We start from the raw sequence: 24,103 nt of genomic DNA on the forward strand, positions 1-24,103 counted from the left end.
AGCTCAGCCGCACGGATCAATCCATCGTTCGCCCCGGCCAGGACCTGTGGCCGGTTGCCAAGCTGGTCAACGAGTACGTTGGAATGGAAATGCTCCCTTACTCCCCCTGATATGAGTCCGTTCAGGATCGTTTTCGCAGCCGCCGTCGTACTTGGCTCCATGTTTCTCAGCTCTTGCTCTGCCACGAGCGAATCAGTTTCGCCAACAAGCGACGACTCCGCACATAACGCTGCGCTATTACGCTATGTGCGCGGATACTGACAGGCGGATGATTTAGCTCGCATGCGTTCGTCACGCGTACGAACCGGAACGGGACTTCGAGCTGGTACACGGGGCGAATCGTGTGCTGGTCGCATTCCCCCCTGCAAAAGCGACCTTGAGCGATCGACTGGAGTCACTGCTGATACGGCATTTCTGCGAATTGCGCACCAGTGGGAACCCGCTACCTTCGTACCGCACACCGCTTTCACCAATACGCTCCCAGTTCACCTCGCGCCACGAATTGCCCTTGCCCAGCGCGTCCGACCCACTTACCATCTTCGATCAAACACTCGCCGCGCAGCAGAACCGTTTTGACCTGTCCTGTAACATTGCGCCCTTCGAACAGTGTGAAATCGCATGCGCCGTGCTGCGTTTCGGCGCTGATCGTGTGTGACGCATCAGGATTGAAGAGCACGATATCCGCGTCGCTGCCCACCGCGAGCGTCCCCTTGCGCGGGAAAAGTCCGAACAACTTTGCCGGCGCGGTCGAAGTCAATTCCACGAAGCGGTTCAGTGAAATGCGCCCGGTGCGCACACCTCCATCGTAGACGACAGTCATGCGGGTCTCGACGCCCGGCACGCCATTGGGGATGCGCGAAAAATCGTTCTCGCCCAGCGGCTTCTGGTTGACGCGCCCGAGATGCCCCTCCTTCAGACAATACGGGCAATGGTCCGTCGAAATCAGTTGCAGATCGTCGGTTTTCAGTGCAGTCCACAACGCACTCTGTGCTTCCTTCGAGCGCAACGGCGGGCTCATCACGTACCGGGCGACATCGAAGCTGTCGTCGGCATACGCAGAGTCGTCGAAGAACAGATAGTGCGGGCACGTTTCCGCGAACACTGGAATGCCCAGATCGCGGGCCTCGATGACATGCTTGAGCGCCTCTTTGGCAGAAAGATGCACGAAATACACCGGCGCCTCGGCGAGTTCCGCGAGCTTGATGCCGCGATGCGTCGCCTCGCCCTCCATCAGCGCCGGCCGCGTGAGCGCGTGATAGCGCGGCGAAGTGTGCCCCTGTGCGAGCGCTTCGCGAATCAGAAGATCGATTACATTGCCGTTTTCCGCGTGCAGCGCGATCATGCCGCCATGTTGTCCCACCATGCGCATGGCGCGAAAGATCGCGGCATCATCGGACATGACCGTGCCCGGATAAGCCATGAACATCTTGAAGCTCGACACGCCTTCGTGACGAATGGCGTAGCGCATGTCGCCGAGCACCGCGTCGTCTACATGCGTCACGATCACGTGAAACGCATAGTCGATATGAGAAACCGATGCGGCCTTCGCCTGCGTGCGTGCGATGGCGTCCAGGGGACTCGTGCCCGCCTCCTGCAACGCGAAATCGATGATCGTGGTCGTGCCGCCAAACGCTGCCGAGCGCGTGCCCGTGTCGAAGGTGTCGCAGGTCACGGAGGGGCCGAAGGTGTTTTCCATGTGCGTGTGCGCGTCCACGCCGCCGGGCAACACGAGCAGGCCCGTTGCGTCGATTACGCGCGTATCCGGTCCGGCTTCGAGCCGCGCGCCGATGCAAACGATGCGCTCGCCTTCGATCAGGATATCGGCATGGTAGTCGTCAATCGCGGTAATGAGGCGACCGCCGCGGATCAGGGTTCGCGTCGCTTGGGTCATGAATGGCTCCGTTGAGGGTCGGTGGCCCGCGCGTGAGAGAGCGCGGCTTCGAGGTTTTGAATCTCCTGTGCGCTAAGTGGCGCAACCGGCGGGCGCATCGCCGCATCCGGAAACTGGCCGAGCAGATAAAGGCACGCCTTCAGCCGCGCGTTGGCGAGAAAGCCGGGCGCCGTTCCGTATATCGCCTTCGCGAGCGGATAGATGCGCTCATGCGCCTTGCGCGCCGTGATGAGGTCGTTGCCCTGCATGGCGCGATAGAGCTCGATGATCAGCTCGGGCACCACCGCCGCGAGACTCACGAGCGAACCTTCGGTCCCGAGCGCGAAACACGTCATGAGATGCTCGTCTCCCGAGGCCATCACCGCGACATGCGGTGCGAGGCTTTGCACGAGTCGGCGGTTGGCCTCGTAACGCGCGGTCTCCCAGCTGCCCTCCTTGACGGCGACGACATGGGGCAACGCAACCAGCGCCGCGAGCATATCCGGTGTGTACGCCATCGCGCCCGTGCCAACGCCCGCCTGATACAGCATCAGCGGTAACTGCGCGTTCGCGTTCGTAATGCGGTGATGGGCGAGGACGGTCGCCAGATCGGTGGAGAGCGTCCACGAGTACGGCGGGAACAGCAGCAACGCATCGGCACCCGCGGCTTTCGCGTCGTCGGCGTGCGTCTGTGCCTGGAAGCTGTCCTCGGAATTGATACCGGCCACGATGATAGAGTGCGAGCCGCAAACGTCGCGTGCAATTTCCACCACACGGCGCTTCTCCTCGCGCGACAGCGCAAAGTTCTCTCCGGCATGGCCATTGATCAGGAGTCCGACTATCCCGTCGACCGACGTGACTTGCGCGAGATGACGGATGAGTGCTTCTTCGTCGAGATGACGGCCCTCGGCGTCGAGCGGGCAAAGCGTGGCGGCGTAGACGCCGTGAAAGGGGAATTCGTGGGCGGGAATCATTGCATCGGTTCTCAGTGAGCGCGGAAATGGGAGGACATGGCCACCGGCGTGACGACGAGCCGCGCGGGATCGAAGAGTGGCAGTTCGGGCTCGCTGCCGAGCATCGCCTGCGCGAGCAGCTTTCCCATGAATGGGCCGCTCGTGTAGCCTGAATGCACGCAGCCGATCACCCATGCGCCGTCGTGACCGGCAATCGGGCCGAGCATTGGCATGGCGTCGGCCGTCTCCGATTCGAGGCCGAGCCAGATGCGCGCCACGCGAGCCGAGGCGAGTGCGGGAATGACATGCTGCGCAAGGCGAAGATTGCCCTGCAGGTTCTGCGGAATGGTTTCGACCGGGCCGTTCTCGCGGTCGCCTACGCCTTGCCAACCGCCGCCGATCAGCACCGTGCCGTTGGCGAACTGCTTCATCGACAAAAGGCCGTTGGCGATACTCAGCACCGTACGCATCACGCGCGGCATGCGTTCTGTGACGACCAACTGGTTGACGAGCGTTTTCACCGGAACGTTCACGTCCAGCATCGCTAGCATGGGTTCGAGCCACACACCGCCCGCCAGCACGAGACGCGCCCCATTGAGCCGCAGCGGCGCATCATCGCGCCGTGCGCCGTGCACCCGGTACACACCGCCTTCGCGTTCGATGCGCCTGACCGCCGTGTATTCGACGATCTCGACATTCGCCTCGCGCAGCGCGGCGCGATAGGCCCGGCCGGTCAGATACGCACTCGCAAAGCCATCCATGTCGCAGTGCGCCGCTTCGAGCATGCGGGGGTTGAGCCCCGGCTCGACCGCGAGCGCTGCGGCCGGGTCGAGCAGGCCGATCTGGGCACCATATTCGCGCCGGGCCGCAGCCCGCGCGCGCAACAGGTCCTGCTCGGCGGGCGTGAAGGCGAGGGAAAGGCCCGGAGCCGCCGTTGCTGCCACGCCGGAACCCAGCCAGCTTTTGGCGTTCATCCACATGTGCCAGGCGCGTATGGCATAAGGCACAAGTGCGGCCCGCGTCATGTGCAGCGTGAGCGTGCCGGCATTAACGCCGGAAGCGGCCCGGCACAGCGCATCGCGCTCGACGAGCGCCACGCGCATGCCGCCGCGCGCGAGAAACAACGCGGTGGTACAGCCCATCACGCCGCCGCCGATCACGATGGCGTCGAAGGCGCGAAGCGAATTCGTATCAGTCGATTTCATAGCGGTATTCACAGCGGCGCCGCCTTGGGAATGGGAATGTCCTCGTAGGTGTAGGTGCCCGTGAGCGCCTCCACGGCTACCGGGCGCAACGGAGTGCGCGCCGAAAATGCACCAATGCTCTCGCGCGTTTTTCCGGGCACGCCATGCATCTGCAATTCCGCGGCGACGTCGCCGCAACTGCGCCCCTGGCAAGGCCCCATGCCACAGCGTGTCCACGCCTTTAGCTGGTTGACGTCCTGCGCGCCTGCCATGCACGCCGCCTCGATTTCCGCGCGGGTCACGTCCTCGCAGCGGCACACCGTCGTATCCGCGCCGATTCCCTGCACATGCCCCTCGCGCAACGCCATCATCCGGCCCATTGCGCGGCCGAAGCGAGCGTTGCGGGCATGCGATGCACGCGCTGCCTCGATGGCGGCAGTCGATGCGATCGCGTCGTTTGCGCCGAGGTCGCGCGCACACACGAGTCCAGCCAGCGTGCCGTGAGCGGCGGCGGCCGCCGCACCTGCGATTCCTGCGCCATCGCCGCATACGTAGAGGCGTTCTCGCGAAGTGCGCCCGTCGCGGTCGGTATTGGCGATCCAGCCGCCGGCCGCCCGCACGTATCGATGGCGCGCGCGCAGCAGCCGCGTAATCTCCGTCGACGGCACGAGGCCGTGCCCCACCGCGACGCAGTCCACGTCTGCCGTGCGCCGCGCGCCGGCGACCGGACGCCCGCTCGCATCGCAAGGCGCGAGCGTCGCGCGCAGGCGCTCGCCCACGGGTTCGACGCGCTCGAGCGTGTGACGCGCGTAACGCGGCGTGCCCGCGCGGCGAATCGCACGCCACCACGCAAAGCCTTGCGCCAGCAGGTCGGGACGCGTCACGAGCGCGGGGAGCGTGCACAGCCAGTCCGCGCTGCTCGCGATATCGGCAATCGCCACGACCTCGCCACCGCCCGCAATCGTCTTCGCGGCCACCGCCGCGAGCAGCGGCCCGCAGCCGCCCACCAGCGTCGTACGCCCAGGCAGCACGCCTTGCGCTTTCAGCAGGATGGTCGCCGCCGCAAGTCCGATTACGCCGGGCGTGGTCCAGCCGTCGAACGGCACGACGCGCTCCGTCGTGCCCGTGGCGACGATCAACGCTCGCGCGCAGCAATGCAGCGGCCCCTCCGGCCCGACTGCATCGACCCGATAGTCGCCTGTCACGGCCCAGACCGAGTGCGCCAGGAAAACACGTACCGCACTCGAGCCGAGCACACGGCGCAAGGCATCGCCGGCCTCGCGGTCGGCGTCGCCGTATGCGGCCATATCCGCGTGCGGCGCGCGATACACCTGGCCTCCCGCCTGGGGATTCTCGTCGAACAAGGCGACCGAGAGACCGGCCGAAGAAGCGGCAAGCGCCGCTTGCACGCCGGCAGGCCCGCCGCCAATCACGATCACGTCGAAATCATTCATGGCGGCCCGGGTGTTCGGCGAGATCGATCGTGTCGACGCACAATTGCGCGCGAACAGGGGTCTGGCACGCAAGCGCACGGCGGCCGTTCACCATCACGAGACATTCCTGGCACGAGCCCATCAGGCAGAACATGCCGCGCGGCCCATGTCCCCGGGGACTCATGCGCAAGCGGCGGATACCGTTGGCGAAAAGCGCCGCAGCAACACTCTCTCCAGCACGCACCGTCACGGGCTGGCCGTCGTAGATCAGTTCGACCCGCTGCGCGCCTGATGCGCCGCGCAGATGCATCGCATCGTCTGAAGACATCGTGAACACCTCGCTTGACAAGGAATTTAGGCGATGTTTTGATCCTATCGTATACGAACCGTATACGACAAATGGCCAAAAATAAGGCCAGCGCACAAACGGTCCGTCGCCTCTTTCCACCCTCACGCTTCTTACGGAGTCAGCAGATGAAACCTTCGATGATGTTGGGACGCATGCTAGCCGCCACGGCGGCGGCAGTCGCGTTGCTCGGTCCGGTCAGCGCCCATGCACGCACGCTCGACGAAATTCTCGCCTCGAAAAAAATCGTCTTCGGCATTAATCCGAACCTGCCACCGCTCGGCACCTACGACGCAAAGAACAACATCGACGGTTTCGACGTGAGCGTCGCGCGCAAGATCGCCGAAGGTCTGGGCGTGAAACTGGAAATCGTGCCGGTCGGTTCGAACGACCGCATTCCGTTTCTCATGACCGACAAGATCGACGCGGTGATGGGCGGCATGACGCGTAACGCCGACCGCATGAAGGTGATCGATTTCACCGATCCCGTGAATACCGAAGTGCTCGGCGTGCTGACGACCAGGGACAAGCCGTACAAGGACTGGACCCAGCTCAACGATCCGTCGGTGCGTCTCGTGCAGGTGCGCGGAACGACCCCTGTGAAGCTCATTCAGGACAAGCTGCCGAAGGCGCAACTGCTGCTGCTCGACAACTACCCCGATGCGGTGCGCTCGATCGCACAAGGCCGCTCCGACGCGCTCATCGACGTGCTCGACTTCATGCTCAGCTTTACGAAGCAGTATCCGGTGAAATGGCGCGTGGTCGACTCGCCCATTGAAGTCGACTACGACTGCATTGGTGTGAAGAAGGGCAACACGGCGCTCACCGAGCGCCTGAACAAGGAGATCGGCGCCATGCAGAAGTCCGGCTATATCGCGGCGAACTGGAAGACCTGGTTCGGCAGCCCGATGCTTTACGACCCGACGGCTGCGCCGCCGGCTGTCGCCGCCGCACAGTAAGCGCGCGCACCTCGCACGCAGGCGCTGCGCGGCGCCTGCGTGATTGTCTAATTCCATTTTCCGGGGGCGCAGAAATAATGACGCTTCAATTTGGGCCGATCCTCGAGCAATGGCGGTATCTGCTCGGCGGCGCGTGGCTCAGCCTGCAGATCGCCGTACTGGCTTTCGCGCTTGGCATGCTGATCGGTCTTGCATGCGCGTCCATCCAGCGTTTTGGCCCCGCATGGCTTGGCCGGATCGTGCGCGTGTACGTGACGTTCGCGACAAACACGCCGCAACTCGTGCAGATTTTCTTCCTGTTCTTCGCGCTGCCGCAGGCCGGGCTCACGCTCTCGCCGTACGCGGCCGTCCTGATCGGCGCAACATTTAACGCGGGCGCTTACCTGTGCGAAATCCAACGCGCCGGTTTCGCCTCGGTGCACCGCACGGAGATCGAAGCCGCCGAAGTGCTGGGCTTTTCCTCATTGCAAATCGTGCAGTACGTGATCTTTCCTCACGTCGTAAAGGTCATGTTCCCGCCGCTGTCGAACCAGTTCATCATGATGACGCTTGGCACCTCGATGGCTTCGGTATTTGGCGTGGAGGAACTGACCGGCCGCACGTACAATCTCAGTTCGCAGACCTATCTGTCCGTCGAGGCGTTCACCGTGGCAGCCGGCGTCTACATCGCCATCACGATGCTGGCGACGTTCGCGCTCGCGATGTTCGGCCGGCACGTGTGCCGCGCCAGAGTGAAGGTGTTTTGATGCCAGATTCAACAACACAACAAATCGCGCAACTGTTTTCGTATTACAACCTTTTGCTGCTGCTGGAGGGTTTCGGGACCACGCTCGCGCTTTCCGCGATCGGCTGCCTCGCGGGCTTTGCAGGCGGCTTCGTCATTGCCGTGCTGCGCCTCACGCGCTCGCGCGCGGCCGCACCTTTGCGCGTGCTGGCTTTCGTCTGGTGCATGCTCTTCAGGCGCGTTCCGTTTCTCGTCACCCTGATGCTGGTGTTCTTCGTGACGCAGTCGCTCGGCGCGAACTTTTCGACCTTCACGGTGGCGCTTGCAAGCGTGTGCCTGATCGCGAGCGCCTACCTCGGGGAAATCGTGCGCAGCGGGCTCGAAGCGGTGCATTCCACGCAATGGGAAGCGGCGCAAACGATGAACTTCACGTTCGTACAGACGCTGCGCCACGTCGTCATGCCGCAGGCGTGGCGCGTGATCCTGCCGCCGACCTTCGCGTTCTTCGTCATGTTCATCAAGGACACGGCGCTCGCTTCGCAAATCGGCGTCATGGAACTGACGTCGGCGGGCAAGGTTCTTAGCAACAAGGGCTTTTCCGCCATGATGGTCTACGGCTCGGTCCTCGTGCTCTACTTTGTCATGTCGTATCCCCTCTCGCGCCTTGGTAAGCGCCTGGAGAAGAATTTTGCCGCAACTCGAAATCGTTGATCTCAAGGCCTCCTACGGCTCGCAGACGGTCCTGGAGAAAATCAACCTGCGCGTGGAAAAGGGCGAGATCGTCAGCCTCATCGGGCCATCCGGTTCGGGTAAGAGCACACTGCTTCGCGTGCTCATGGGACTGTTGCCGCCCGAAGCCGGTGCGGTGCGCCTGAACGACAAGGTCGTCGACTACGCCAGCAAGGCGGCCGTGCGCGCGCTGCGCTCAGACATTGCCATCGTGTTCCAGCAGTACAACCTGTTCCAGAACATGACCGTGATGGACAACGTGACCATCACGCCCGCGCGCATCAAGGGCTGGCCGCGCGCTGAAGTCGAGCGCGACGCGAAGCGGCTGCTGGAGCGCGTTGGCCTTGGGCATCGCCTGAAGGCGTATCCCGACGAATTGTCCGGCGGACAACAGCAGCGCGTCGCGATAGCGCGCGCACTCGCGCTCAAGCCGAAGGTGCTGTTCCTCGACGAGGTTACGGCCGCCCTCGACCCCGAACTCGTGAACGAAGTGCTCGATACGATACGCGAGCTCGCCTCGGACGGCATTACGATGTTCATCGTTTCACACGAAATGAGCTTCGTGCGCGAAGTCTCGTCGAAGGTTGTGTTCATGGCCGGCGGCCATGTGGTCGAAACCGGCACGCCTCAGCAGATCTTCGACACGCCGCAGGAGACTCGTACGCGCGAGTTCGTCGGCAAGATCCTGCGCCATTGAGCAATCGCTGGACTGCCAACGCCCACGCATCCCCATTGACAGGTATAGAGAATGACTGACGCAGATTTCACCACCACACTATTTCAGGCGATTGATCGCAATTTCGACGATGAAATCGCGTTTCTCGCCGACCTCGTGCGCCGACCGTCCGACAATCCCCCCGGCTATTGCGCGGAACACGCCGAACTCACGGCGCAGGCGCTGGAGACGCTCGGGTTCAGCGTCGAGCGCCATCGCGTGCCGACACCAGTCGTCGAGCTTGCGGGCATGATCAGCGCGACGAATCTCGTCGTGCGGCATCGGTTCGGTCCGGGCCCCGTGATCGCGCTCAACGCGCACGGAGACGTCGTGCCGCCTGGAGACGGCTGGACCGCCGATCCCTATGGCGCCGAGATTCGGGAGGGCTGGATGTATGGGCGCGGCGCCGCCGTTTCGAAGTCCGACTTCGCGACCTACGCCTTTGCGCTCAAGGCGCTGATCGATGCACGGGCTTCGCTTGCCGGCACGGTCGAACTGCACCTCACCTACGACGAGGAAAGCGGTGGCTTGATCGGTCCAGGCTGGTTGCTCAAGGAGGGCATCGTAAAGCCCGATTATGCCATTTGCGCTGGATTCTCGTATGCCATTACGACCGCTCACAACGGGGCGATCCATCTGGAAGTGACCGTGCGGGGCAAGTCGGCGCACGCGGCGCGGCCCGATACGGGCCACGACGCGCTGGAAGCCGCGGTAGGCGTGCTCAACGCACTGTACGCGCACCGCGAGGAACTGCGCCAGATCCGTTCGGCCACCACCGGCATCGAGCACCCCACACTCGTCGTGGGGTTGATCGAGGGCGGCATCAATACGAACGTCGTGCCCGACAAGGTCACCCTCCGCCTCGATCGGCGTGTGATCCCCGAAGAATCGGCGCAGGCAGTCCTCGCGCAGCTGCAGTCGGTGATCAAGACCGCAGTGGCGTTTCCCGGCATCACGGTCGAGATTCGGGAGGTCCTCGTCACCTCTCCGCTGCGTTCGATCGAAGGCGCCGGGCGTCTCACGTCCGCGCTACAGCAAGCCGCGGAGGTCACGCTCGGCACGCGCATTCCCGAGGAAGGCGTCCCGCTTTACACCGACGCGCGGCTGTACTGCGAAGCGGGCGTGCCAACGGTGATTTACGGAGCAGGGCCACGCACGTTGCTCGAAGCGAACGGCCACCGCGCGGACGAGCGCGTCAAAGTGGAGGACGTGCGGCTCGCCACGCGCACGCTGGCGCTGGCGCTCAAGAACCTGCTCGGATGATGCCATGAGAAGAAGGAAGCGGCGCGCACGCGCCGCTTTCCTGGGGCTTAGCCGTACGAGCCTTCGGCGAGCCGTTCGATGACGAAGCGGCGCAGGTTCTGCAGATGGGTGCGCATGGCATTGCGCGCGAGTTCCACATCTTCTGCAAGGCAGGCTTCGAGGATCGCAAGGTGTTCGACGCGATCTTCTTCGATCCGGTTGAACGGCGTGGCGAGTTCGAACAGGCGGCTATTCGTTCGCACAATGTCGATGGTGCGCGCAAGCACATCGTTGCCGCCCGCGCGGGCCATGAGCGTGTGAATCTGGTCGTCGACCTGCCAGTGAGCCTGTTCCTGCTGACCACTGCTCAGGGAACGCGTTTTCTTGATGAGCGCCTGTAACTGTTTTTTCTCGATCTTGCCGACCGCCAGCCCCACGGCCTCGACCTCGAGCATTTCGCGCACCTTCATGGCCTGAAAATATTCCTGCACGCTCACGAAGCGCACCGAATACGAGCGCGCTCCGGCGCGCACCAGCAGCCCTTCGCCTTCGAGACGCAACAGCGCCTCGCGCATGGGGGTGCGCGAAATGTTGAGCTCCTCGGCAAGTCTCCCCTCGACCACGGCACCGCCACTGCGTAGCGCCTTGTCAAGAATCATGCGCCGCAACGTCTGATAGGCGAGCTCCCCGAGTTTTTCCGGACTGGAAGTGGATACGCTAGACACAATGATTGATCTCCCCACGGTGGGGTGAGTATACGGTAAGTATACGGTTTATCAAGTGTACGTCCGAATCCGGAAACGACGCCTGTCCCCACACATTGCCCCCAGAAAGAAGGAAGCTGACGATGCCGCTGTACGATTACCGATGCGACGCTTGCGGGCTCTTCGAGGCCGCGCGCAGTGTCGCCGCACGCGACGATGCAGTATCGTGCCCAATTTGTACCGAGCCTGCGCTCCGGGTGACGATGGTCGCCCCGCGCCTCGGCAACCGCTCTACCGACGATGTCATGAACGAGGCGGACAAGGGGCGTTATGGAATGCGCCACGTCAGCTGTTGTTCGTGTTGTTGCTGAAGTTTGTATGCTCCAGACGTGGCGCGAATTCTCGCCGTTTTCGCCGTACGGCCACGGCGACAAGCTGAGGGCGGCAGATCCACATGCCTCGGCCTGGGAGTGGGACAACCGTCAGCGCCATGTTGCCGCTGCCATGAACCAGTATGCCCAGATGAAGATCGCGCGGATTGCGGAGGTGGAAAGGCAGATCGCCGCTGAGGACGATCTCAGTGACCTCTATCGGTCCTCGCTCGGTGCGCTCCTGTTACCCAGTGACTAGATCGCGTGGCCCTGCAGGAACGGCGATTGGAGCCGCCCAATAGAGGAACGGGGAGCACGCATCTTGATCGTTCGCTAACAGTTCCAGGTTCGTGGCTATGCATGGCATGACAAATCTGACTGGTCCAACTGAAATCATCACGCAGTCGCACCGCCCGGAACATTTGTTCCTCCGTCACTCTAGCGATCGTTCTTGAGTACTGTGTTACGCAATACTTGCTGGACGTCAATTTGCAGCAAGCGAATCCGGTAGTTAAACTGACTCAGAGTCAGGCCGATCTGCTGGGCAGCTCTGGACTTGACACCGCCAGCGCGCACAAGAGCCGCCTCAATATTCTCGCGCTGCCCGTAATCGATACGCCGGGAAAGCGCAAAATGCGCTCCGGCTTCCTCCGTCGACCGGTCTCTCTCCTGCCCTTTCAGGCCGCCCTCTGTTTCGAGGATCGCCATGACTTCGCCGGCGCCAATTGCTGGTGAATCCGCCAGCAACGTCAGGCGATCAATTACGTTCTGCAGCTGACGTACGTTTCCTGGCCATGGATAGTGGACAAGTGCCGATAGCGCTGCGCCTGAGAGCCATGCCTTGCGCTTGAATCTCGCGTTCGCTCCCCTCAGAAAATGCTCGACCAGTGGCGCGACGTCTTCCGGATGCTCCCGCAATGGCGGAAGGTGTATTGGCACGACGTAAATCCGATAGAACAGGTCGAGTCGGAACATTCCTTGCGCTACGCGCTGCCGCAGGTCCAGATTGGTCGCAGCAACGACACGCACGTCAACACGCCGTTCATCCCGGCCTCCCAGAGGCGTGACGCAGCGTTCCTGCAGGACGCGCAGCAACTTGACCTGCAGGTTGAGCGGCAGCTCGCCGATTTCGTCCAAAAACAACGTACCACCGTGCGCTTCTTCGAAGCGCCCCGAGCGGGCTCGCGTTGCACCGGTAAAGGCACCCTTCTCGTGACCAAAAAGCTCCGATTCGAACAGCGCTTCCGGCAACGCGCCACAATTCACGCGCACGAAAGGATAGGCGCGGCGAGAACTCGCGAAATGCACCGCATGTGCGAAGCGCTCCTTTCCTGTGCCAGACTCGCCAAGCAGCAGTACCGTCGCGTCGCTCTGCGCGACCTGTTCAACTTGTCTGACCGCTGCACGGATTTTTTTCGATCCGCCAATAATTCCGTAAGTGGACGAATGGCGATTGAGGGCAAGCTTCAGCGTGTGGTTTTCCTGTTCCAGCGCTGCGGTATGCGTCTGAACGCGCTCGGCAATCAGGTCGTCCAGACGCAACAGCTGGGAGACTTGCGTAGCGACCTCCCGCAGGATTTCGAGGTCGGACGTCAGGCTGCGCGAGATGCCACGAAAACGGTTGACGATGAAAACACCGCGCGTTTCGCCCCCAACCCGAATCGGCACAAAGAACATGGATGTCGTGCCATTCGGCAACGCGCTGCGCGCGACGGTCCGCCACAGATAACTCGGCTCCGAATCGATATCCTGCACGATGGTCAGTTGACCCGACAGGAACACCCTGCCCGTCATACCCTCGCCCGGTGCGAAGACGCCGCGCGCCATTTCTCCGCGTGTCAGCCCGTAGGCGCATCGCAGCGTCAATTTACCAGCCGCATCTGCAAGAAACAGGCGTCCGCGGTTCAGGCCGAGAATTTCCGACAGCAAATGGAATACTTCGCGCAGGTTTTCCTCGGAATTCGAAAACCGTCCTGCGACTTTCGCAAGTTCGCGGCGAAAGAAAAGCTCCTGCGAGGCCCAGTCGACGTCGATATGAACCTCGACATCGAGGTCCGCCCGCGCAGATGAGGGCACCAGCCTGTCGGCGCCGTCATCTGCCGCTGGACTGAAAGGTAAGCGAGCGGCCATGCGATCCATTCCCGAACAAAACATGACATGAGGTCGCGACGAACCCTTTCGTCGCGCGCGAACAGCGAGGTAACGCCCAATCTATATCAACAAATTGTGCATTTGTTAACAAATTCGCGGCACCGCTCCCGGCGCATATGCATGGGCCGCCGCGGCCTCGACATTCGTTCGCGGGCCTTCGGGACGGGGCCGCCCGTGCGCGACTGCGCGAGCGACGTGAACTGGCGCAGATATTGCCTCTCATGTCACCGCGCACAGACCTCTCTTCTCCAGTCCATCAGCAAAAGGCTCAACGAATGCATGCACGCGTTGAAACAATGTCTCTGCCCACGAATGCCGTGGAAAACAGGCGCCCAGCCATCACAATAAGCGGGTTGCACAAGAAGTTCGGCCACGATCCGCTTTACGATACATTCAACCTCGAAATCCCGGCCGGTTCATTCACTTCGATCTTCGGACCTAATGGTTGCGGCAAGTCCACACTGATCAACATGATGGCAGGCCTTACGCGGCATGATGGCGGCCAGATCCTGTTCGACGGCCGTGACGTGCGCGACGTCGCCATTGGCTACGTATTCCAGAACTATCGCGATGCCTTGTTTCCCTGGCGCCGGGCCAGTGAAAACATCGAATATCCGCTGAAAATCCGCGGCATGGCTCGTGCCCGCCGGCGCGAACGCGTGCAGGAACTGGCTGAACAGTTCGACGTGCGCTTCGACCTGAACCGCTACCCGTATGAGTTCTCAGGCGGCCAACAGCAGTTGATCTCCATACTGCGCGCGCTCGCACCACATCCCGAAGTCGTATTTCTCGATGAGCCATTTTCGGCGCTCGACTATGAAACGACGTTGTTCATTCGCGAAAAGCTGCAATCGGTCTTCATGCAAGGCAACCTCACAATGATCCTCGTATCGCACGATCTCGAGGACGCCGTGTATCTGGCTGACCGGGTGCTCATGCTGACACGGCGGCCGACGCGCGTGGCGGCAATTGTCCCGTTTGACCTCCCCTATCCACGAACTGACTCAACGCTGCACCACCCTCAATTCATTGCAGCGAAACGGCGAAGCCTCGAAATCTTTCAACGTGAGGTGCATCGATGATCGGCACACTCGCGGCATGGCGCACGCGCCTCGCGGGCGCCGGCCTCATCGGTCCGGCCGCGTTGATTGCGCTCTGGGCCATTGCCCACTCCGCGCACTGGGTCACGCCGCATCTGTTACCCGGTCCGCTGGAAACGTTCAGCACCCTATGGGACGGCGTGATCCACGGTGCGATCTGGCCCGACCTTGGCGCGACGGTGCTGCGTACCGGATATGCCTTCGCCATCGCGTTGGTGGCCGGGATTCCTGCCGGCGTCCTGCTCGGATCAAGCCCGGTTATCTACCGCACGACAGAGTTCGTCATTGATTTTTTTCGCTCGACGCCTGCCACTGCGATGTTTCCGCTGTTCCTGCTGGTTTTCGGCATCGGTGAAGAATCGAAAGTGGCCGTCGCGGCGTTCTCGGCGTGGCTCGTGATCGTGTTCAACACCGCGTATGGGGTGATGAACGCGCGCCGAACGCGGATTCTTGCCGCTCGCGTGATGGGCGCATCGAACTGGCGCGTACTGTGCGACGTGATGTTCTACGAATCGCTCCCCCAGACGTTTATCGGCCTGCGGCTCGGGGTGTCGTATGCGCTCGTCGTGATCATCGTTGCAGAGATGTTTATCGGTTCGTCGGACGGCATGGGGCGTCGGATCATTGACGCCGAGCAGGTCTACGACCTGGCCCAGATGTACGCCACCATCATCGCAACTGGCTGCATCGGCTATTGCGTCAACCTCGGCTTCCTGCTACTCGAACGGAGTTTCGTGAAGTGGGCAGGCAAATAGAGACTCTTCTGGCAATTTACCTTGCGGGGCCTGCATGAAACTAGCAAATCTACTGGCTGCGACAAGCGCGGCAATGGCGCTCCTTGCCGCCACTCCCGCTCACGCAGTGGACAACGTCACCGTCGCATGGCTGCCGATCATGCAGACAACGGCCTTCTACGTCGCCATGGAAAACGGCCTGTTCAAGAAGGCGGGTATTGAGATCCATGCAGTCCGCTTCGAGAATCCAAACCAGATCGTGGACGCGCTTGTCTCCGGGCAGGCAGATGTTGGTGCCCCTGGCACAGCAGGGGGCATCACCGCACTTGCCGAATCACGCTTTCCTGGCACGTTCAAGGTGTTCGGCCTCGAAGGCGGCAGCATCAAAGCGGGTCGCATCAACGATGGCCTGATCGTAGCCAACCAGTCGTCAATCCATTCGTTCGCGGACCTCAAGGGTAAGAGCCTCGGCCACCTGCCGGGCATCCAGTGGCGCACTATCGCGCGCTACATGGTGCGAAAGGCGGGTCTCGACCCAGACCACGACGTACGCCTGCAAGATATCGCCACAGGCTTGCAGGTTCCGTCCGTCGCGTCCGGCAGCGTTGACGCGACGCTCTCGCTCGAGCCCGTCGGATCGATCGCAGTCGCCTCTGGCGAAGCAAAGCGCGCAGTGGTCAATCCGGCTGAGGTCATGATTGCAGAGCCGTTCTACTCAGGTGTTTCCGTTCTCACCACGCGCTTCATTCGGGCGCATCCGGACACCGCCCGAAAGATCGTCGATGTGCTCGATGAGGCGACACGCATGACAAACGCTTCCTTCGACACCTACCGTCCCCTGATCGCGCGCTATGCCGCCATCGAACCCGGGCAGGCCCGCATTGTCGCGCAGCCCTATCTGCGTGCATGGAACGACATAGACACGACCGACATCGCATCTTACCAGGCCCTCGTCGACGTATTCCAGAAAGAAGGTGTCCTAAAGCAGCACGTCGACGTTTCCTCCCTCATCCTGAAACCCAAGGACTTCAACCAATGAACGGTTCCTCAACACGCACCTTCCGCGCCGCGGTGGTGCAAACGCTCGCCAGGCTCGGCGACGTCCACGCAAACATCGCACTCGTCGAACGCTACGTCGATGAAGCCGTACGACAGGGTGCGAAGCTGGTCGTGTTCCCGGAATGCATGAATTCCGGCTACCTGTTCGATTCCGTCGAACACTGCCGCCAACTGGCTGAGCCGCTCGACGGCGTCTACTGCTCGGCGCTCCGCAATCTATGCCGCCAGCACGACATATTCATCGCATCGGGCTTCACCGAACGCGGCGAGGACGGACTGGCCTATAACTCAGCCCTACTGTTCAACACGCACGGCGAACTGATCTGTCACTATCAGAAGCAGTTCCTTGCCACGCATGATCAGAACTGGTTCGAGGTCGGCACGAAGGGCAATCCCGTCGTGGACACGGAACTCGGCCGCATCGGCCTGCTGATCTGCTTCGACGGACGCATACCCGAGATAGCAAGATGTCTTGCTGCGAAGGGCGCGGAGGTCGTGCTCGACATGGCGAACTTCTTCGCAATGGATCAGGCCGAGATGTGGGTGCCCGCGCGTGCCTATGAAAACGGCGTGTGGTTCGTCGCCGCAACGAAAGCGGGCGTCGAGCGCAGCATCTACTATCCGGGCGGCAGCATGGTCGTTTCACCAGATGGCGACGTGCTCACACGCATTCCCTACGATGCGCACGGAGTCGTATCGGCCGACATCGTGCTCGACGCTCACCGCGCGGCACGCTGGCCGTTCGGTGGAGACAAATGGCGCGATCGCAGGCCGCACGCGTACCGGCTGCTCACCACACCCTTCCCCGATACGCCACTCGAGACGTTGCTGGCCGAACCCATCGCGCCCGATGCACATACCACGAAGGTCGCGGCGGTGCAGGCGCACGTCACACGCGAGCATTCACTGGACGAAGCGATGGAGATGGTCGAACATGCGTGCCGACTCGGCGTAAAGCTTCTTGCGCTGCCGCTCAACTTCGGTTCACCGGCCTGGTGCCTCAGCGAACAGGCCGCGCGGGAGCAGGCCATACTTGCGCCGAGCCTGATCGCGCGGCTGTCCGGGATATGCGCACGCTACGACGCGCTGGCTGTCCTGCCCTGCGTTGGCGGCGGACCTGCTGGCGAGCCGTATCTGGAAGCGGTACTGGTCGGCCCGGATGGGGCGATCGGACGTCAGCGCCAGGTGCATCCGGGACCGCGCGCTGGCACAAGGACGACAGCTGCGACAAACAGCTTCGCTGTCTTCGACACACGATATGGACGGCTCGGCATACTGGTCGACTATGACGGAATGTTTCCGGAATCGAGCCGCGTGCTCGCGCTGATGGGCGCCGAGATCATAGTATGGTGCGCGGCGTGGGAGCACCCCGCACAACGGCGCCTGCTCAGCGTACCCAAAGCAGAGGATAATCGCGTGTACGTTGTGTGCGCCAACCGAGTCGACGCGCCCTATCCGGGCGGCTCGTTCATCGTGCCGCCAAACGGCTTTCCAAACTGGGACGTGGAGCATGCAGCGGCTCCGTCGCCTCGCTGGGGCGCCGTGATGCCCGCCTATGCGAATCTTGCGTTCGCGCGTCAGAAGCGCATGATCCCTGGTGTCGACATGGTACGCAACAGGCTCGTTGATACCTACGAGGTGCTAACCGGCGACGCCCGCGCACATGGACCAACCGCGCCAGGCGCGACGGTACCGGCATGATCGTCGGGAACATCGACCTGCGAATGTTACGGGTGTTCCAGGCGGTAGTGGAAGCGGGAGGCTTCTCGAACGCCCAGGTCATCCTGAACGTGAGCCAGTCGACGATCAGCACGCAAATGGCGCAACTGGAAACACGACTTGGCGTCACGTTGTGCCATCGCGGTCGGGGTGGCTTCAGCCTCACAGAAGAAGGCGAAGCCTGCTACCGGCACGTCGTCGAACTGTTCACGGCAATCAATACGTTCCAGACTCACGCGGACGCGTTACGCGGCGAGTTCGACGGCGTGCTGCGCGTTGCGTTCCTTGACAACGTCGTGACCGATCCCGCGTCGCCGCTACGCGAACTGTTCGCGCGCTTTGTCGGGCTGCCGGGCAACCGCGTCAGGCTCGCGCTTGAGGTACTGGCACCGCAGGACATGGAGCGCCGCCTGCTTGACCGCAGCCTGGACGTCGCCATCGGCATCTTCTACGGGCGGCTGCCTGAACTGGAATATCGGCCTCTGTACCGAGAGACCGACAGCCTCGTCTGCGCACGCGGCCATCCGCTTGCCTCAATACGCGAGCCCGGTGCGCTGCGCGCGGCGCTCCCGGCCACCCGCAAGGTCATGCGCGGCTTTCTCGGCTCGCTCGAATTCGCCCAGCCCGAGTCGCAAGCGCCCTCGTCCGACGCGGTCGTAACGAACGTTGAGGCAGCAGTGCATCTCATCCTCACTGGCGGGTATATCGGTTTCCTGCCGCGCCATTACTCACGTACCTGGATCGACTGTGGAGAACTCGTTGAACTGCTCCCCTGCCACTTTCTCCGCCACTCAGAGTTCTCTCTTGTTACGCGCGTGACCGAAATCCGGCAGCGCACCCTCCAGGCCTTCCTGAACTGCGTCGAACCAACATACGACAGCCAGACACCTTCGGCGAAACTCAGGGTTGCGAACTGACTTCCATATCGCAAATGCCGATACGAACATTGAAACTACACTATTTATCGGTCAATTTTCGCTCGCTACGATCAGCTCCGTCATCCACCACTCGTCCATTCTCACGGGCACATAACAAAGGAACTCCGATGTGGAAACTCAATTCCATCCTGCTGTCCCTTACGTTGCTGTTCGGCGCCACCAGCCGCGTGCAAGCCGAGCCCGCGCTTACCCATGTCAAGGTCGGCCATCTCGTGGCGCTCGACATGGCTCCGCTGTTCGTCGCGAAAGAGAGCGGGTGCTTCGCACAGAACGGCCTCGCGGTCGACACTGTATTCTTCGCAAATCCCGGCGACAACAATGCCGCGCTTGCGGGTGGCAAAATCGATTTCAGCATCAATCCATTCACATTGCCTTTTTTTGCGGCAAACAGCGGCGTGCCGATCCGTGTGATCTCGGCAGCTGGTGGATGGGGAGTGATGGAGGTAATTGCAAGCCACCGGCTGGGCTTCAAATCATTTTCCGACTTGCAGGCTTACATCAAGGCCGGCAAGCCGAAACTGAAGATTGCGACACTGCAGGGCGACACTCTGGAACTGATCCTCACGAGGGAATTCGCGCGCTACGGCATCGATAGCAACAGCGTCGATTTCGTCTACTTCAATGATCTGCTCGCGATGGTTGAGGCGTTCCGGTCGGGTCAGGTCGATATCCTGAGTCATATCAAGCCCTACACCACCGAGATGGTGGCCACGAAAGGGGCAACCGTATTGACAAACAACGCGCAGGCATGGACCCCTCATACGCCAAATACGGTTGTGAGCGTGCTCGACAGCACACTTACCGGACGCCCGCAGGTAGTTCACGCATTCCTGAAAGGTCTCGTCTGCGGCGGCGATCTCATCAATCGCTCGCCCGAAAAGGCAGTACAACTCCTGCAGAAAGGCAGCTATTTCAGGGTGGCGCCAACAGTTCTGCTCGCGTCGTTCAAGTCAGCGCCTGAACCCATCTCGTTCGTGCCCGACGTCAACGCAGTCCAGAGCGTAGTTACGGATCTGACGAAGCTCGGTTACATCAAGGGCAACGTCAGCGCGAAAGACATCTTCCGGCTTGACATGATCGAGTCGATCGGAAAATGACACGATGAAGCGCGACGACAACCGCCCGACGCAGCCCCGATGGTTACCGGCTGCAACGGGCTTGCTCTCGATCGGCTCCGTACTGGCGCTGTGGGAATGGGCAGGCCATGACACCAATTCCGCACTCGCGTCCATCCTGCCGCCGCCGAGCCAGTTCCTCGCCACAATTGCACAGAGCGGCTTTCGTATCGGACTCGGCTCGCAAGCCGAGTCAGTGTACGCGTCGGTAGCCTCAACATTCGCGCGTGTCTTTGCCGGAATGGCGCTCGCGTTCATTGCCGCGATCCTGACGGGGGCGTTGCTCAGCCTTTCGCGTTTCGCCACCTGGAGCCTCGGACCAATCCTTCGCCTGCTCGCACCAATCGCTCCGATTGCGTGGATTCCTACCGCGATCGTCGTATTCGGCATCGGCAACACGACCGCAGTATTTATTGTATTCATGGGCGTCTATTTCATACTCACACTCGCCACACTTGCCGAAATCGAGCGCGTACCTCCGGAATTTCTCACGGTCTCGGGCAACCTCGGTGCGAACGCGATGCAGCGCTGGCTGTGGGTCATCCTCCCGGCAATCCTGCCCGGCGTATTTACACTGCTGCGAACAAATTTTATCGCTGCCTGGATGGCCGTCCTTGTGGCCGAAATGGTAGGGCTGCGCGATGGCCTCGGAGCGATCATCATGATGGGGCGCAACCTGTTCAACAACGACCTCATCATGTTCGGGATGGTGGTAATTGGTTTGTCAGGCTTCGTGGTAGACAGGCTACTCGGCCTCATCGCCCACCGCATCCTCTGGTGGAGACTCTGAATGACGGCGCTCGCACGCAACGCACACGCATTCCGTGTCGAACAGTTGACGGTGCCGTATCAAGGCGCCAAGCCATTTCCGATCGAGTGCCTCAGCCTCGATCTCCGTGAGGGCGAAATCACATGCATCCTGGGCAAGTCTGGTTGCGGCAAGACGACGTTGCTCAAGGCGCTAGGCGGGTTCGTGCAGTCTGCAAAGGACGGCGGGGTGCTTTTCCGCGGCCGCTATATCAATGGCCCCACGTCCGACATTGTCATGATCTTCCAGGACAACAACCTGTTCCCGTGGTTGACCGTGCGGCAAAACGTCGCCTTTGGACTCAAGTTCCGGCCCTCGCCGCCAGAGGGTAGAGGCTTCGCCGTGGACAGGATGCTCGAAAACGTCGGGCTCGCGGAGGCGGCACGCGTGTATCCGCACCAACTATCGGGTGGGATGCGGCAACGCGCGGCGATCGCGCGCGCGCTCGTCGCCGACCCGAAAGTGCTGCTACTCGACGAACCATTCAGTGCGCTAGACATTGGCCTTCGTCGACGGATGCATGTATTGATGCGTGCCTTGTGGGAGCGCTCGCACAAGACCATGGTGATGGTCACACATAGCATCGAGGAAGCGATCCTGATCGGTCACCGCGTAATTGTGCTGGGAGGACGCCCAGCCCGCGTCCTGTTCGATGCGGACACGAGCGCGCCGGAAATGAAGGATCGCTATTCGGCAGACTTCCTCGATCTGCAAAAGCTGCTCGAAGCCTTGATCGACTGAGAGACGACGATGAACGGCATTCACGACATGGGGGGCCTGCACGGCTTCGGCAAAGTGGACCCGGAGCAGGACGAGCCGGTTTTTCACGCGCGCTGGGAAAGCCGTGTGTTTTGCATGACCCAGGTGCTCGATACAAAGGGAATCTGGAACCTCGACGAACACCGGCACGAAATCGAATTGATGGACGCCGCCGCTTATCTCACAGTCGGGTACTACGGCCGCTGGCTCTTCGCAATGGAGCGCCTGCTGACCCGCAAGAACATCGTCGCGCCCGAGGAGATCGAGTTGCGCGTGGCCGAGTATCTCCATGACGCCTGCTTTCCAACTCCACTTCCCGCCCGGTCGCGCAACTGGCCATTGCAGCCGGCAGCACGGATACGCTGGGGCGCGTGGCGCAAAGAGGCCACGGTCAGTCCCCGCTATCAGGTCGGAGACCGCGTACGTGTACGCAACATCCATCCTGAGGGCCATACGCGCGTAACCGCGTATGCACGCGGCAAACGCGGAACGATCTCGATCGTGAACGGCGAAGCGTGGGTGTTTCCCGACACGCGTGCACATCACCGCGGCGAGAACCTCCAAGCAGTCTACAACGTCCGCTTCGACGCGCGTGAACTCTGGGGCGTGCAGGCAGAGGCCGACGCATCCGTCCATATTGATCTGAGCGAGGATCACCTGGAACCCGACCAAGGAGAAACGCCATGACGCATCGACCGACGGATAAGCCCTGGCAAGCTGTCCGCACCGAAGCCATCGAAAGCCTGCTCAACGAGCTCGGCGTACTTCAGTCCACGCGCGTCGACGAAATCGTTCGGCACTACGAGCAAACCGTGGGCCCCAGGAACGGAGCGCGCGTAGTCGCAAAGGCCTGGACCGACCCGGCGTACAAGGCCAGACTGCTCGCTGACGGTCTCGCCGCCTGCGCGGAACTTGGCATTGGCGGCCCCGAAACCGAGAAGCTGCACGTGGTCGAAAATACGTCTTTCATTCACAACGTTGTCGTATGTACGCTGTGCTCGTGCTATCCGTGGCCGATCCTCGGCCTGCCACCGGCGTGGTACAAATCGAGCGCCTACCGTTCGAGAATGGTCAGGGAGCCGCGCCGCCTGCTCGCAGAAATGGGGCTGACGCTGGCCGCCGATGTGGAGATTCGCGTGTGGGACTCGGTTTCGGAAATACGCTATCTCGTGCTGCCGTGCCGCCCGCCCGGCACCGAATCACTCGACGAAGACTCGCTCGCTGCGCTGGTCACGCGCGACGCCATGATCGGCGTAGCCAGGGTCCTCTCATGACGCGCCCGCTAGCGCCGCTGCCAACACCACCAAGGACACTCCCGATGAACCTCGTAGACACCGCTGCATACAATTCGCTCACGGACCCGCTTCGGCTCGACGGTCTCGCGTTTCCGACCCCCTGGTCCGCCCGGGCGTTCGGCATCGTGCTTACGGCTGCGCAGTGCGGGCTCTTTTCGCTAAACGAGTTCCAGCAGGCGCTAATCGTGGAGATCGCCGACTTCGAACAACGGGTCGGCCCCGTAGAGGCAGAAGACGTGTACTACTCGCGCTGGGTAAATGCATTGAAACGCGTACTCTCGCTTCGGGGGCTGGTGCACGAACCCTCGTTGCTCGCCGCCGAACAGGCCATTCGCGATGCACGTGCCGCGCATCCGCACCCGCACCATCACGCACCCGATGATGACCCGGTTCAGAACACTCCGAGCCCGATCTTCCGGGAGATAGGTCAATGATCGTGCGAGCAACGCCTTACAATTTCCCGATAACCGGGTCTCTCGATCCCCAGTTGACGGCGCTAGTCGTTATCGATATGCAGCGCGACTTCTGCGATCCGCTCGGTTACATGGGCACGCGCGGCGGCGATGTCACCGCCACTATGGCAATCGTGCCACGTATCCAGCAGGTGCGCGATTGCGCCGCTGCCGCCGGTCTCACGATTATCCACACGCGCGAAGGGCACCGGCCAGACCTTTCCGACCTGCCTGAGAACAAACGCTTGAAGACCGCTCGTGCCGGCGCGGAAATCGGCAGTCGCGGCCCGCTTGGTCGCCTCCTTGTTCGTGGAGAATCGGGCTGGGAGTTTATTCCCGAGCTAGAACCACGTCCCGGGGAAATCGTCATAGACAAGCCCGGCACCGGCGCGTTCTACGGCACCGACCTGCATCATGTGCTCGCGACATCAGGGATACAGAATCTGGTCCTGGTTGGAGTGACGACAGGCGTATGCGTCACGTCGACGGCGCGCGAGGCTAGCGATCGCGGATTAAACGTCCTCGTGATCTCGGACTGCTGCGCGGAGCCTGACCCGCTCGAGCACGAAATGGCCATACGTCTGCTACAGATCGAGGGCGGGTATATTGCAACGATCGCGTCCACAGTGGACTTCGTCGCAAGCGTAAATACTTTGGCACAAAGCTAGCCTTCGTGTTGATCAGGTCAGAGGCAACCCGCCGGCGGAGGGTTCCCGAACACCCTGAAAAACGAACGGATCCAT

26 protein-coding genes are annotated in these 24,103 nt (G+C 61.8%); 19 read left to right on the forward strand and 7 right to left on the reverse strand.

What is annotated here, in order from left to right:
• Positions 1 to 466: 466 nt before the first annotated feature.
• The 5 genes from hydA to C7411_RS23220 are packed head-to-tail and all read right to left on the reverse strand — an operon-like array spanning position 467 to position 5,768.
• Positions 467 to 1,891 carry a dihydropyrimidinase gene (gene hydA / locus C7411_RS23200; protein ID WP_110386402.1) on the reverse strand — a complete coding sequence of 475 codons (1,425 nt, stop codon included), beginning with the start codon at positions 1,889 to 1,891 and terminating at the stop codon, positions 467 to 469.
• Positions 1,888 to 2,844, reverse strand: coding sequence for a dihydrodipicolinate synthase family protein (locus C7411_RS23205; RefSeq protein WP_110386403.1), 957 nt, complete (start codon positions 2,842 to 2,844; stop codon positions 1,888 to 1,890). The genes hydA and C7411_RS23205 overlap by 4 nt, the downstream gene beginning before the upstream one ends.
• Before the next feature lie 11 nt (positions 2,845 to 2,855).
• The gene (locus tag C7411_RS23210) at positions 2,856 to 4,028 is read right to left on the reverse strand and encodes an NAD(P)/FAD-dependent oxidoreductase (RefSeq protein WP_110386404.1); all 1,173 of its coding nucleotides are present in this window, start codon (positions 4,026 to 4,028) and stop codon (positions 2,856 to 2,858) included.
• 8 nt (positions 4,029 to 4,036) lie between these two features.
• Positions 4,037 to 5,461, reverse strand: coding sequence for an FAD/NAD(P)-dependent oxidoreductase (locus C7411_RS23215; protein WP_110386405.1), 1,425 nt, complete (start codon positions 5,459 to 5,461; stop codon positions 4,037 to 4,039).
• Positions 5,454 to 5,768, reverse strand: a complete 315-nt coding sequence (locus tag C7411_RS23220) for a (2Fe-2S)-binding protein (RefSeq protein ID WP_243413301.1) — start codon at positions 5,766 to 5,768, stop codon at positions 5,454 to 5,456. The genes C7411_RS23215 and C7411_RS23220 overlap by 8 nt, the downstream gene beginning before the upstream one ends.
• Positions 5,769 to 5,914: 146 nt before the next feature.
• On the opposite strand from C7411_RS23220, the gene C7411_RS23225 reads away from it, so the two are divergent.
• The 5 genes from C7411_RS23225 to C7411_RS23245 all read left to right on the forward strand — a co-directional run bounded on the left by C7411_RS23225 (position 5,915) and on the right by C7411_RS23245 (position 10,176).
• A complete protein-coding gene (locus tag C7411_RS23225) occupies positions 5,915 to 6,745 on the forward strand; it encodes a transporter substrate-binding domain-containing protein (protein ID WP_110386406.1) in 831 nt (276 codons plus the stop codon).
• A 77-nt stretch (positions 6,746 to 6,822) separates the two neighbouring features.
• A complete protein-coding gene (locus C7411_RS23230; RefSeq protein WP_110386407.1) occupies positions 6,823 to 7,491 on the forward strand; it encodes an amino acid ABC transporter permease in 669 nt (222 codons plus the stop codon).
• Positions 7,491 to 8,180 (forward strand): amino acid ABC transporter permease, encoded by a 690-nt coding sequence (locus tag C7411_RS23235; protein ID WP_110386408.1) that lies wholly within the window; start codon positions 7,491 to 7,493, stop codon positions 8,178 to 8,180. The genes C7411_RS23230 and C7411_RS23235 overlap by 1 nt, the downstream gene beginning before the upstream one ends.
• Positions 8,158 to 8,895 (forward strand): amino acid ABC transporter ATP-binding protein, encoded by a 738-nt coding sequence (locus C7411_RS23240; protein WP_110386409.1) that lies wholly within the window; start codon positions 8,158 to 8,160, stop codon positions 8,893 to 8,895. The genes C7411_RS23235 and C7411_RS23240 overlap by 23 nt, the downstream gene beginning before the upstream one ends.
• Positions 8,896 to 8,946: 51 nt before the next feature.
• Complete coding sequence (locus C7411_RS23245; RefSeq protein ID WP_110386410.1) at positions 8,947 to 10,176, forward strand: ArgE/DapE family deacylase; 1,230 nt, start codon at positions 8,947 to 8,949, stop codon at positions 10,174 to 10,176.
• Positions 10,177 to 10,223: 47 nt separating this feature from the next.
• On the opposite strand, the gene C7411_RS23250 is transcribed toward C7411_RS23245, so the two are convergent.
• The gene (locus tag C7411_RS23250) at positions 10,224 to 10,898 is read right to left on the reverse strand and encodes a GntR family transcriptional regulator (protein ID WP_309147586.1); all 675 of its coding nucleotides are present in this window, start codon (positions 10,896 to 10,898) and stop codon (positions 10,224 to 10,226) included.
• A gap of 104 nt (positions 10,899 to 11,002) precedes the next feature.
• On the opposite strand from C7411_RS23250, the gene C7411_RS23255 reads away from it, so the two are divergent.
• Positions 11,003 to 11,230, forward strand: coding sequence for an FmdB family zinc ribbon protein (locus tag C7411_RS23255; protein ID WP_110386412.1), 228 nt, complete (start codon positions 11,003 to 11,005; stop codon positions 11,228 to 11,230).
• Between the two features lie 7 nt (positions 11,231 to 11,237).
• Complete coding sequence (locus C7411_RS23260; protein ID WP_110386413.1) at positions 11,238 to 11,489, forward strand: hypothetical protein; 252 nt, start codon at positions 11,238 to 11,240, stop codon at positions 11,487 to 11,489.
• Between the two features lie 179 nt (positions 11,490 to 11,668).
• On the opposite strand, the gene C7411_RS23265 is transcribed toward C7411_RS23260, so the two are convergent.
• Positions 11,669 to 13,360: a sigma-54-dependent Fis family transcriptional regulator gene (locus C7411_RS23265; protein WP_110386414.1), complete on the reverse strand. Its 1,692-nt coding sequence runs from the start codon at positions 13,358 to 13,360 to the stop codon at positions 11,669 to 11,671.
• A 317-nt stretch (positions 13,361 to 13,677) separates the two neighbouring features.
• Between C7411_RS23265 and C7411_RS23270 the strand changes: the two genes are divergently transcribed.
• The 12 genes from C7411_RS23270 to C7411_RS23325 all read left to right on the forward strand — a co-directional run bounded on the left by C7411_RS23270 (position 13,678) and on the right by C7411_RS23325 (position 24,028).
• Positions 13,678 to 14,463, forward strand: a complete 786-nt coding sequence (locus C7411_RS23270) for an ABC transporter ATP-binding protein (RefSeq protein ID WP_243413302.1) — start codon at positions 13,678 to 13,680, stop codon at positions 14,461 to 14,463.
• Positions 14,460 to 15,236, forward strand: coding sequence for an ABC transporter permease (locus C7411_RS23275; RefSeq protein WP_110386416.1), 777 nt, complete (start codon positions 14,460 to 14,462; stop codon positions 15,234 to 15,236). Before C7411_RS23270 ends, C7411_RS23275 begins: the two co-directional genes overlap by 4 nt.
• 34 nt (positions 15,237 to 15,270) lie before the next feature.
• Positions 15,271 to 16,254, forward strand: a complete 984-nt coding sequence (locus C7411_RS23280; RefSeq protein WP_110386417.1) for an ABC transporter substrate-binding protein — start codon at positions 15,271 to 15,273, stop codon at positions 16,252 to 16,254.
• The gene (locus C7411_RS23285; RefSeq protein WP_110386418.1) at positions 16,251 to 17,975 is read left to right on the forward strand and encodes a carbon-nitrogen hydrolase family protein; all 1,725 of its coding nucleotides are present in this window, start codon (positions 16,251 to 16,253) and stop codon (positions 17,973 to 17,975) included. Before C7411_RS23280 ends, C7411_RS23285 begins: the two co-directional genes overlap by 4 nt.
• A gap of 23 nt (positions 17,976 to 17,998) precedes the next feature.
• Positions 17,999 to 18,910: a LysR family transcriptional regulator gene (locus tag C7411_RS23290; protein ID WP_165822874.1), complete on the forward strand. Its 912-nt coding sequence runs from the start codon at positions 17,999 to 18,001 to the stop codon at positions 18,908 to 18,910.
• Positions 18,911 to 19,038: 128 nt separating this feature from the next.
• Complete coding sequence (locus C7411_RS23295) at positions 19,039 to 20,028, forward strand: ABC transporter substrate-binding protein (RefSeq protein WP_110386420.1); 990 nt, start codon at positions 19,039 to 19,041, stop codon at positions 20,026 to 20,028.
• Between the two features lie 4 nt (positions 20,029 to 20,032).
• A complete protein-coding gene (locus C7411_RS23300; protein ID WP_110386421.1) occupies positions 20,033 to 20,836 on the forward strand; it encodes an ABC transporter permease in 804 nt (267 codons plus the stop codon).
• A complete protein-coding gene (locus tag C7411_RS23305) occupies positions 20,837 to 21,595 on the forward strand; it encodes an ABC transporter ATP-binding protein (protein WP_110386422.1) in 759 nt (252 codons plus the stop codon).
• Positions 21,596 to 21,604: 9 nt separating this feature from the next.
• Positions 21,605 to 22,300, forward strand: a complete 696-nt coding sequence (nthB, locus tag C7411_RS23310; protein ID WP_110386423.1) for a nitrile hydratase subunit beta — start codon at positions 21,605 to 21,607, stop codon at positions 22,298 to 22,300.
• Positions 22,297 to 22,887, forward strand: coding sequence for a nitrile hydratase subunit alpha (gene nthA / locus C7411_RS23315; protein WP_110386424.1), 591 nt, complete (start codon positions 22,297 to 22,299; stop codon positions 22,885 to 22,887). The genes nthB and nthA overlap by 4 nt, the downstream gene beginning before the upstream one ends.
• Before the next feature lie 44 nt (positions 22,888 to 22,931).
• Positions 22,932 to 23,342, forward strand: coding sequence for a nitrile hydratase accessory protein (locus tag C7411_RS23320; RefSeq protein WP_165822875.1), 411 nt, complete (start codon positions 22,932 to 22,934; stop codon positions 23,340 to 23,342).
• A complete protein-coding gene (locus C7411_RS23325) occupies positions 23,339 to 24,028 on the forward strand; it encodes a cysteine hydrolase family protein (RefSeq protein WP_110386426.1) in 690 nt (229 codons plus the stop codon). The genes C7411_RS23320 and C7411_RS23325 overlap by 4 nt, the downstream gene beginning before the upstream one ends.
• The last annotated feature ends 75 nt before the right edge of the window (positions 24,029 to 24,103 follow it).

This window comes from Paraburkholderia silvatlantica (genome assembly GCF_003096715.1).
GTDB classification, from domain to species: domain Bacteria; phylum Pseudomonadota; class Gammaproteobacteria; order Burkholderiales; family Burkholderiaceae; genus Paraburkholderia; species Paraburkholderia silvatlantica.

Coding starts and splice junctions, on each gene's coding strand:
- C7411_RS23225 (WP_110386406.1), top strand. CDS start 5,915: ATGAAACCTTCGATGATGTTGGGACGCATGCTAGCCGCCACGGCGGCG.
- C7411_RS23255 (WP_110386412.1), top strand. CDS start 11,003: ATGCCGCTGTACGATTACCGATGCGACGCTTGCGGGCTCTTCGAGGCC.
- C7411_RS23270 (WP_243413302.1), top strand. CDS start 13,678: ATGTCTCTGCCCACGAATGCCGTGGAAAACAGGCGCCCAGCCATCACA.
- C7411_RS23300 (WP_110386421.1), top strand. CDS start 20,033: ATGAAGCGCGACGACAACCGCCCGACGCAGCCCCGATGGTTACCGGCT.
- C7411_RS23205 (WP_110386403.1), bottom strand. CDS start 2,844: ATGATTCCCGCCCACGAATTCCCCTTTCACGGCGTCTACGCCGCCACG.
- C7411_RS23215 (WP_110386405.1), bottom strand. CDS start 5,461: ATGAATGATTTCGACGTGATCGTGATTGGCGGCGGGCCTGCCGGCGTG.
- C7411_RS23265 (WP_110386414.1), bottom strand. CDS start 13,360: ATGGCCGCTCGCTTACCTTTCAGTCCAGCGGCAGATGACGGCGCCGAC.
- nthB (WP_110386423.1), top strand. CDS start 21,605: ATGAACGGCATTCACGACATGGGGGGCCTGCACGGCTTCGGCAAAGTG.
- C7411_RS23230 (WP_110386407.1), top strand. CDS start 6,823: ATGACGCTTCAATTTGGGCCGATCCTCGAGCAATGGCGGTATCTGCTC.
- nthA (WP_110386424.1), top strand. CDS start 22,297: ATGACGCATCGACCGACGGATAAGCCCTGGCAAGCTGTCCGCACCGAA.
- C7411_RS23325 (WP_110386426.1), top strand. CDS start 23,339: ATGATCGTGCGAGCAACGCCTTACAATTTCCCGATAACCGGGTCTCTC.
- C7411_RS23290 (WP_165822874.1), top strand. CDS start 17,999: ATGTTACGGGTGTTCCAGGCGGTAGTGGAAGCGGGAGGCTTCTCGAAC.
- C7411_RS23260 (WP_110386413.1), top strand. CDS start 11,238: ATGCTCCAGACGTGGCGCGAATTCTCGCCGTTTTCGCCGTACGGCCAC.
- C7411_RS23220 (WP_243413301.1), bottom strand. CDS start 5,768: ATGTCTTCAGACGATGCGATGCATCTGCGCGGCGCATCAGGCGCGCAG.
- C7411_RS23245 (WP_110386410.1), top strand. CDS start 8,947: ATGACTGACGCAGATTTCACCACCACACTATTTCAGGCGATTGATCGC.
- C7411_RS23285 (WP_110386418.1), top strand. CDS start 16,251: ATGAACGGTTCCTCAACACGCACCTTCCGCGCCGCGGTGGTGCAAACG.
- C7411_RS23295 (WP_110386420.1), top strand. CDS start 19,039: ATGTGGAAACTCAATTCCATCCTGCTGTCCCTTACGTTGCTGTTCGGC.
- C7411_RS23305 (WP_110386422.1), top strand. CDS start 20,837: ATGACGGCGCTCGCACGCAACGCACACGCATTCCGTGTCGAACAGTTG.
- C7411_RS23275 (WP_110386416.1), top strand. CDS start 14,460: ATGATCGGCACACTCGCGGCATGGCGCACGCGCCTCGCGGGCGCCGGC.
- C7411_RS23235 (WP_110386408.1), top strand. CDS start 7,491: ATGCCAGATTCAACAACACAACAAATCGCGCAACTGTTTTCGTATTAC.
- C7411_RS23280 (WP_110386417.1), top strand. CDS start 15,271: ATGAAACTAGCAAATCTACTGGCTGCGACAAGCGCGGCAATGGCGCTC.
- C7411_RS23320 (WP_165822875.1), top strand. CDS start 22,932: ATGAACCTCGTAGACACCGCTGCATACAATTCGCTCACGGACCCGCTT.
- hydA (WP_110386402.1), bottom strand. CDS start 1,891: ATGACCCAAGCGACGCGAACCCTGATCCGCGGCGGTCGCCTCATTACC.
- C7411_RS23210 (WP_110386404.1), bottom strand. CDS start 4,028: ATGAAATCGACTGATACGAATTCGCTTCGCGCCTTCGACGCCATCGTG.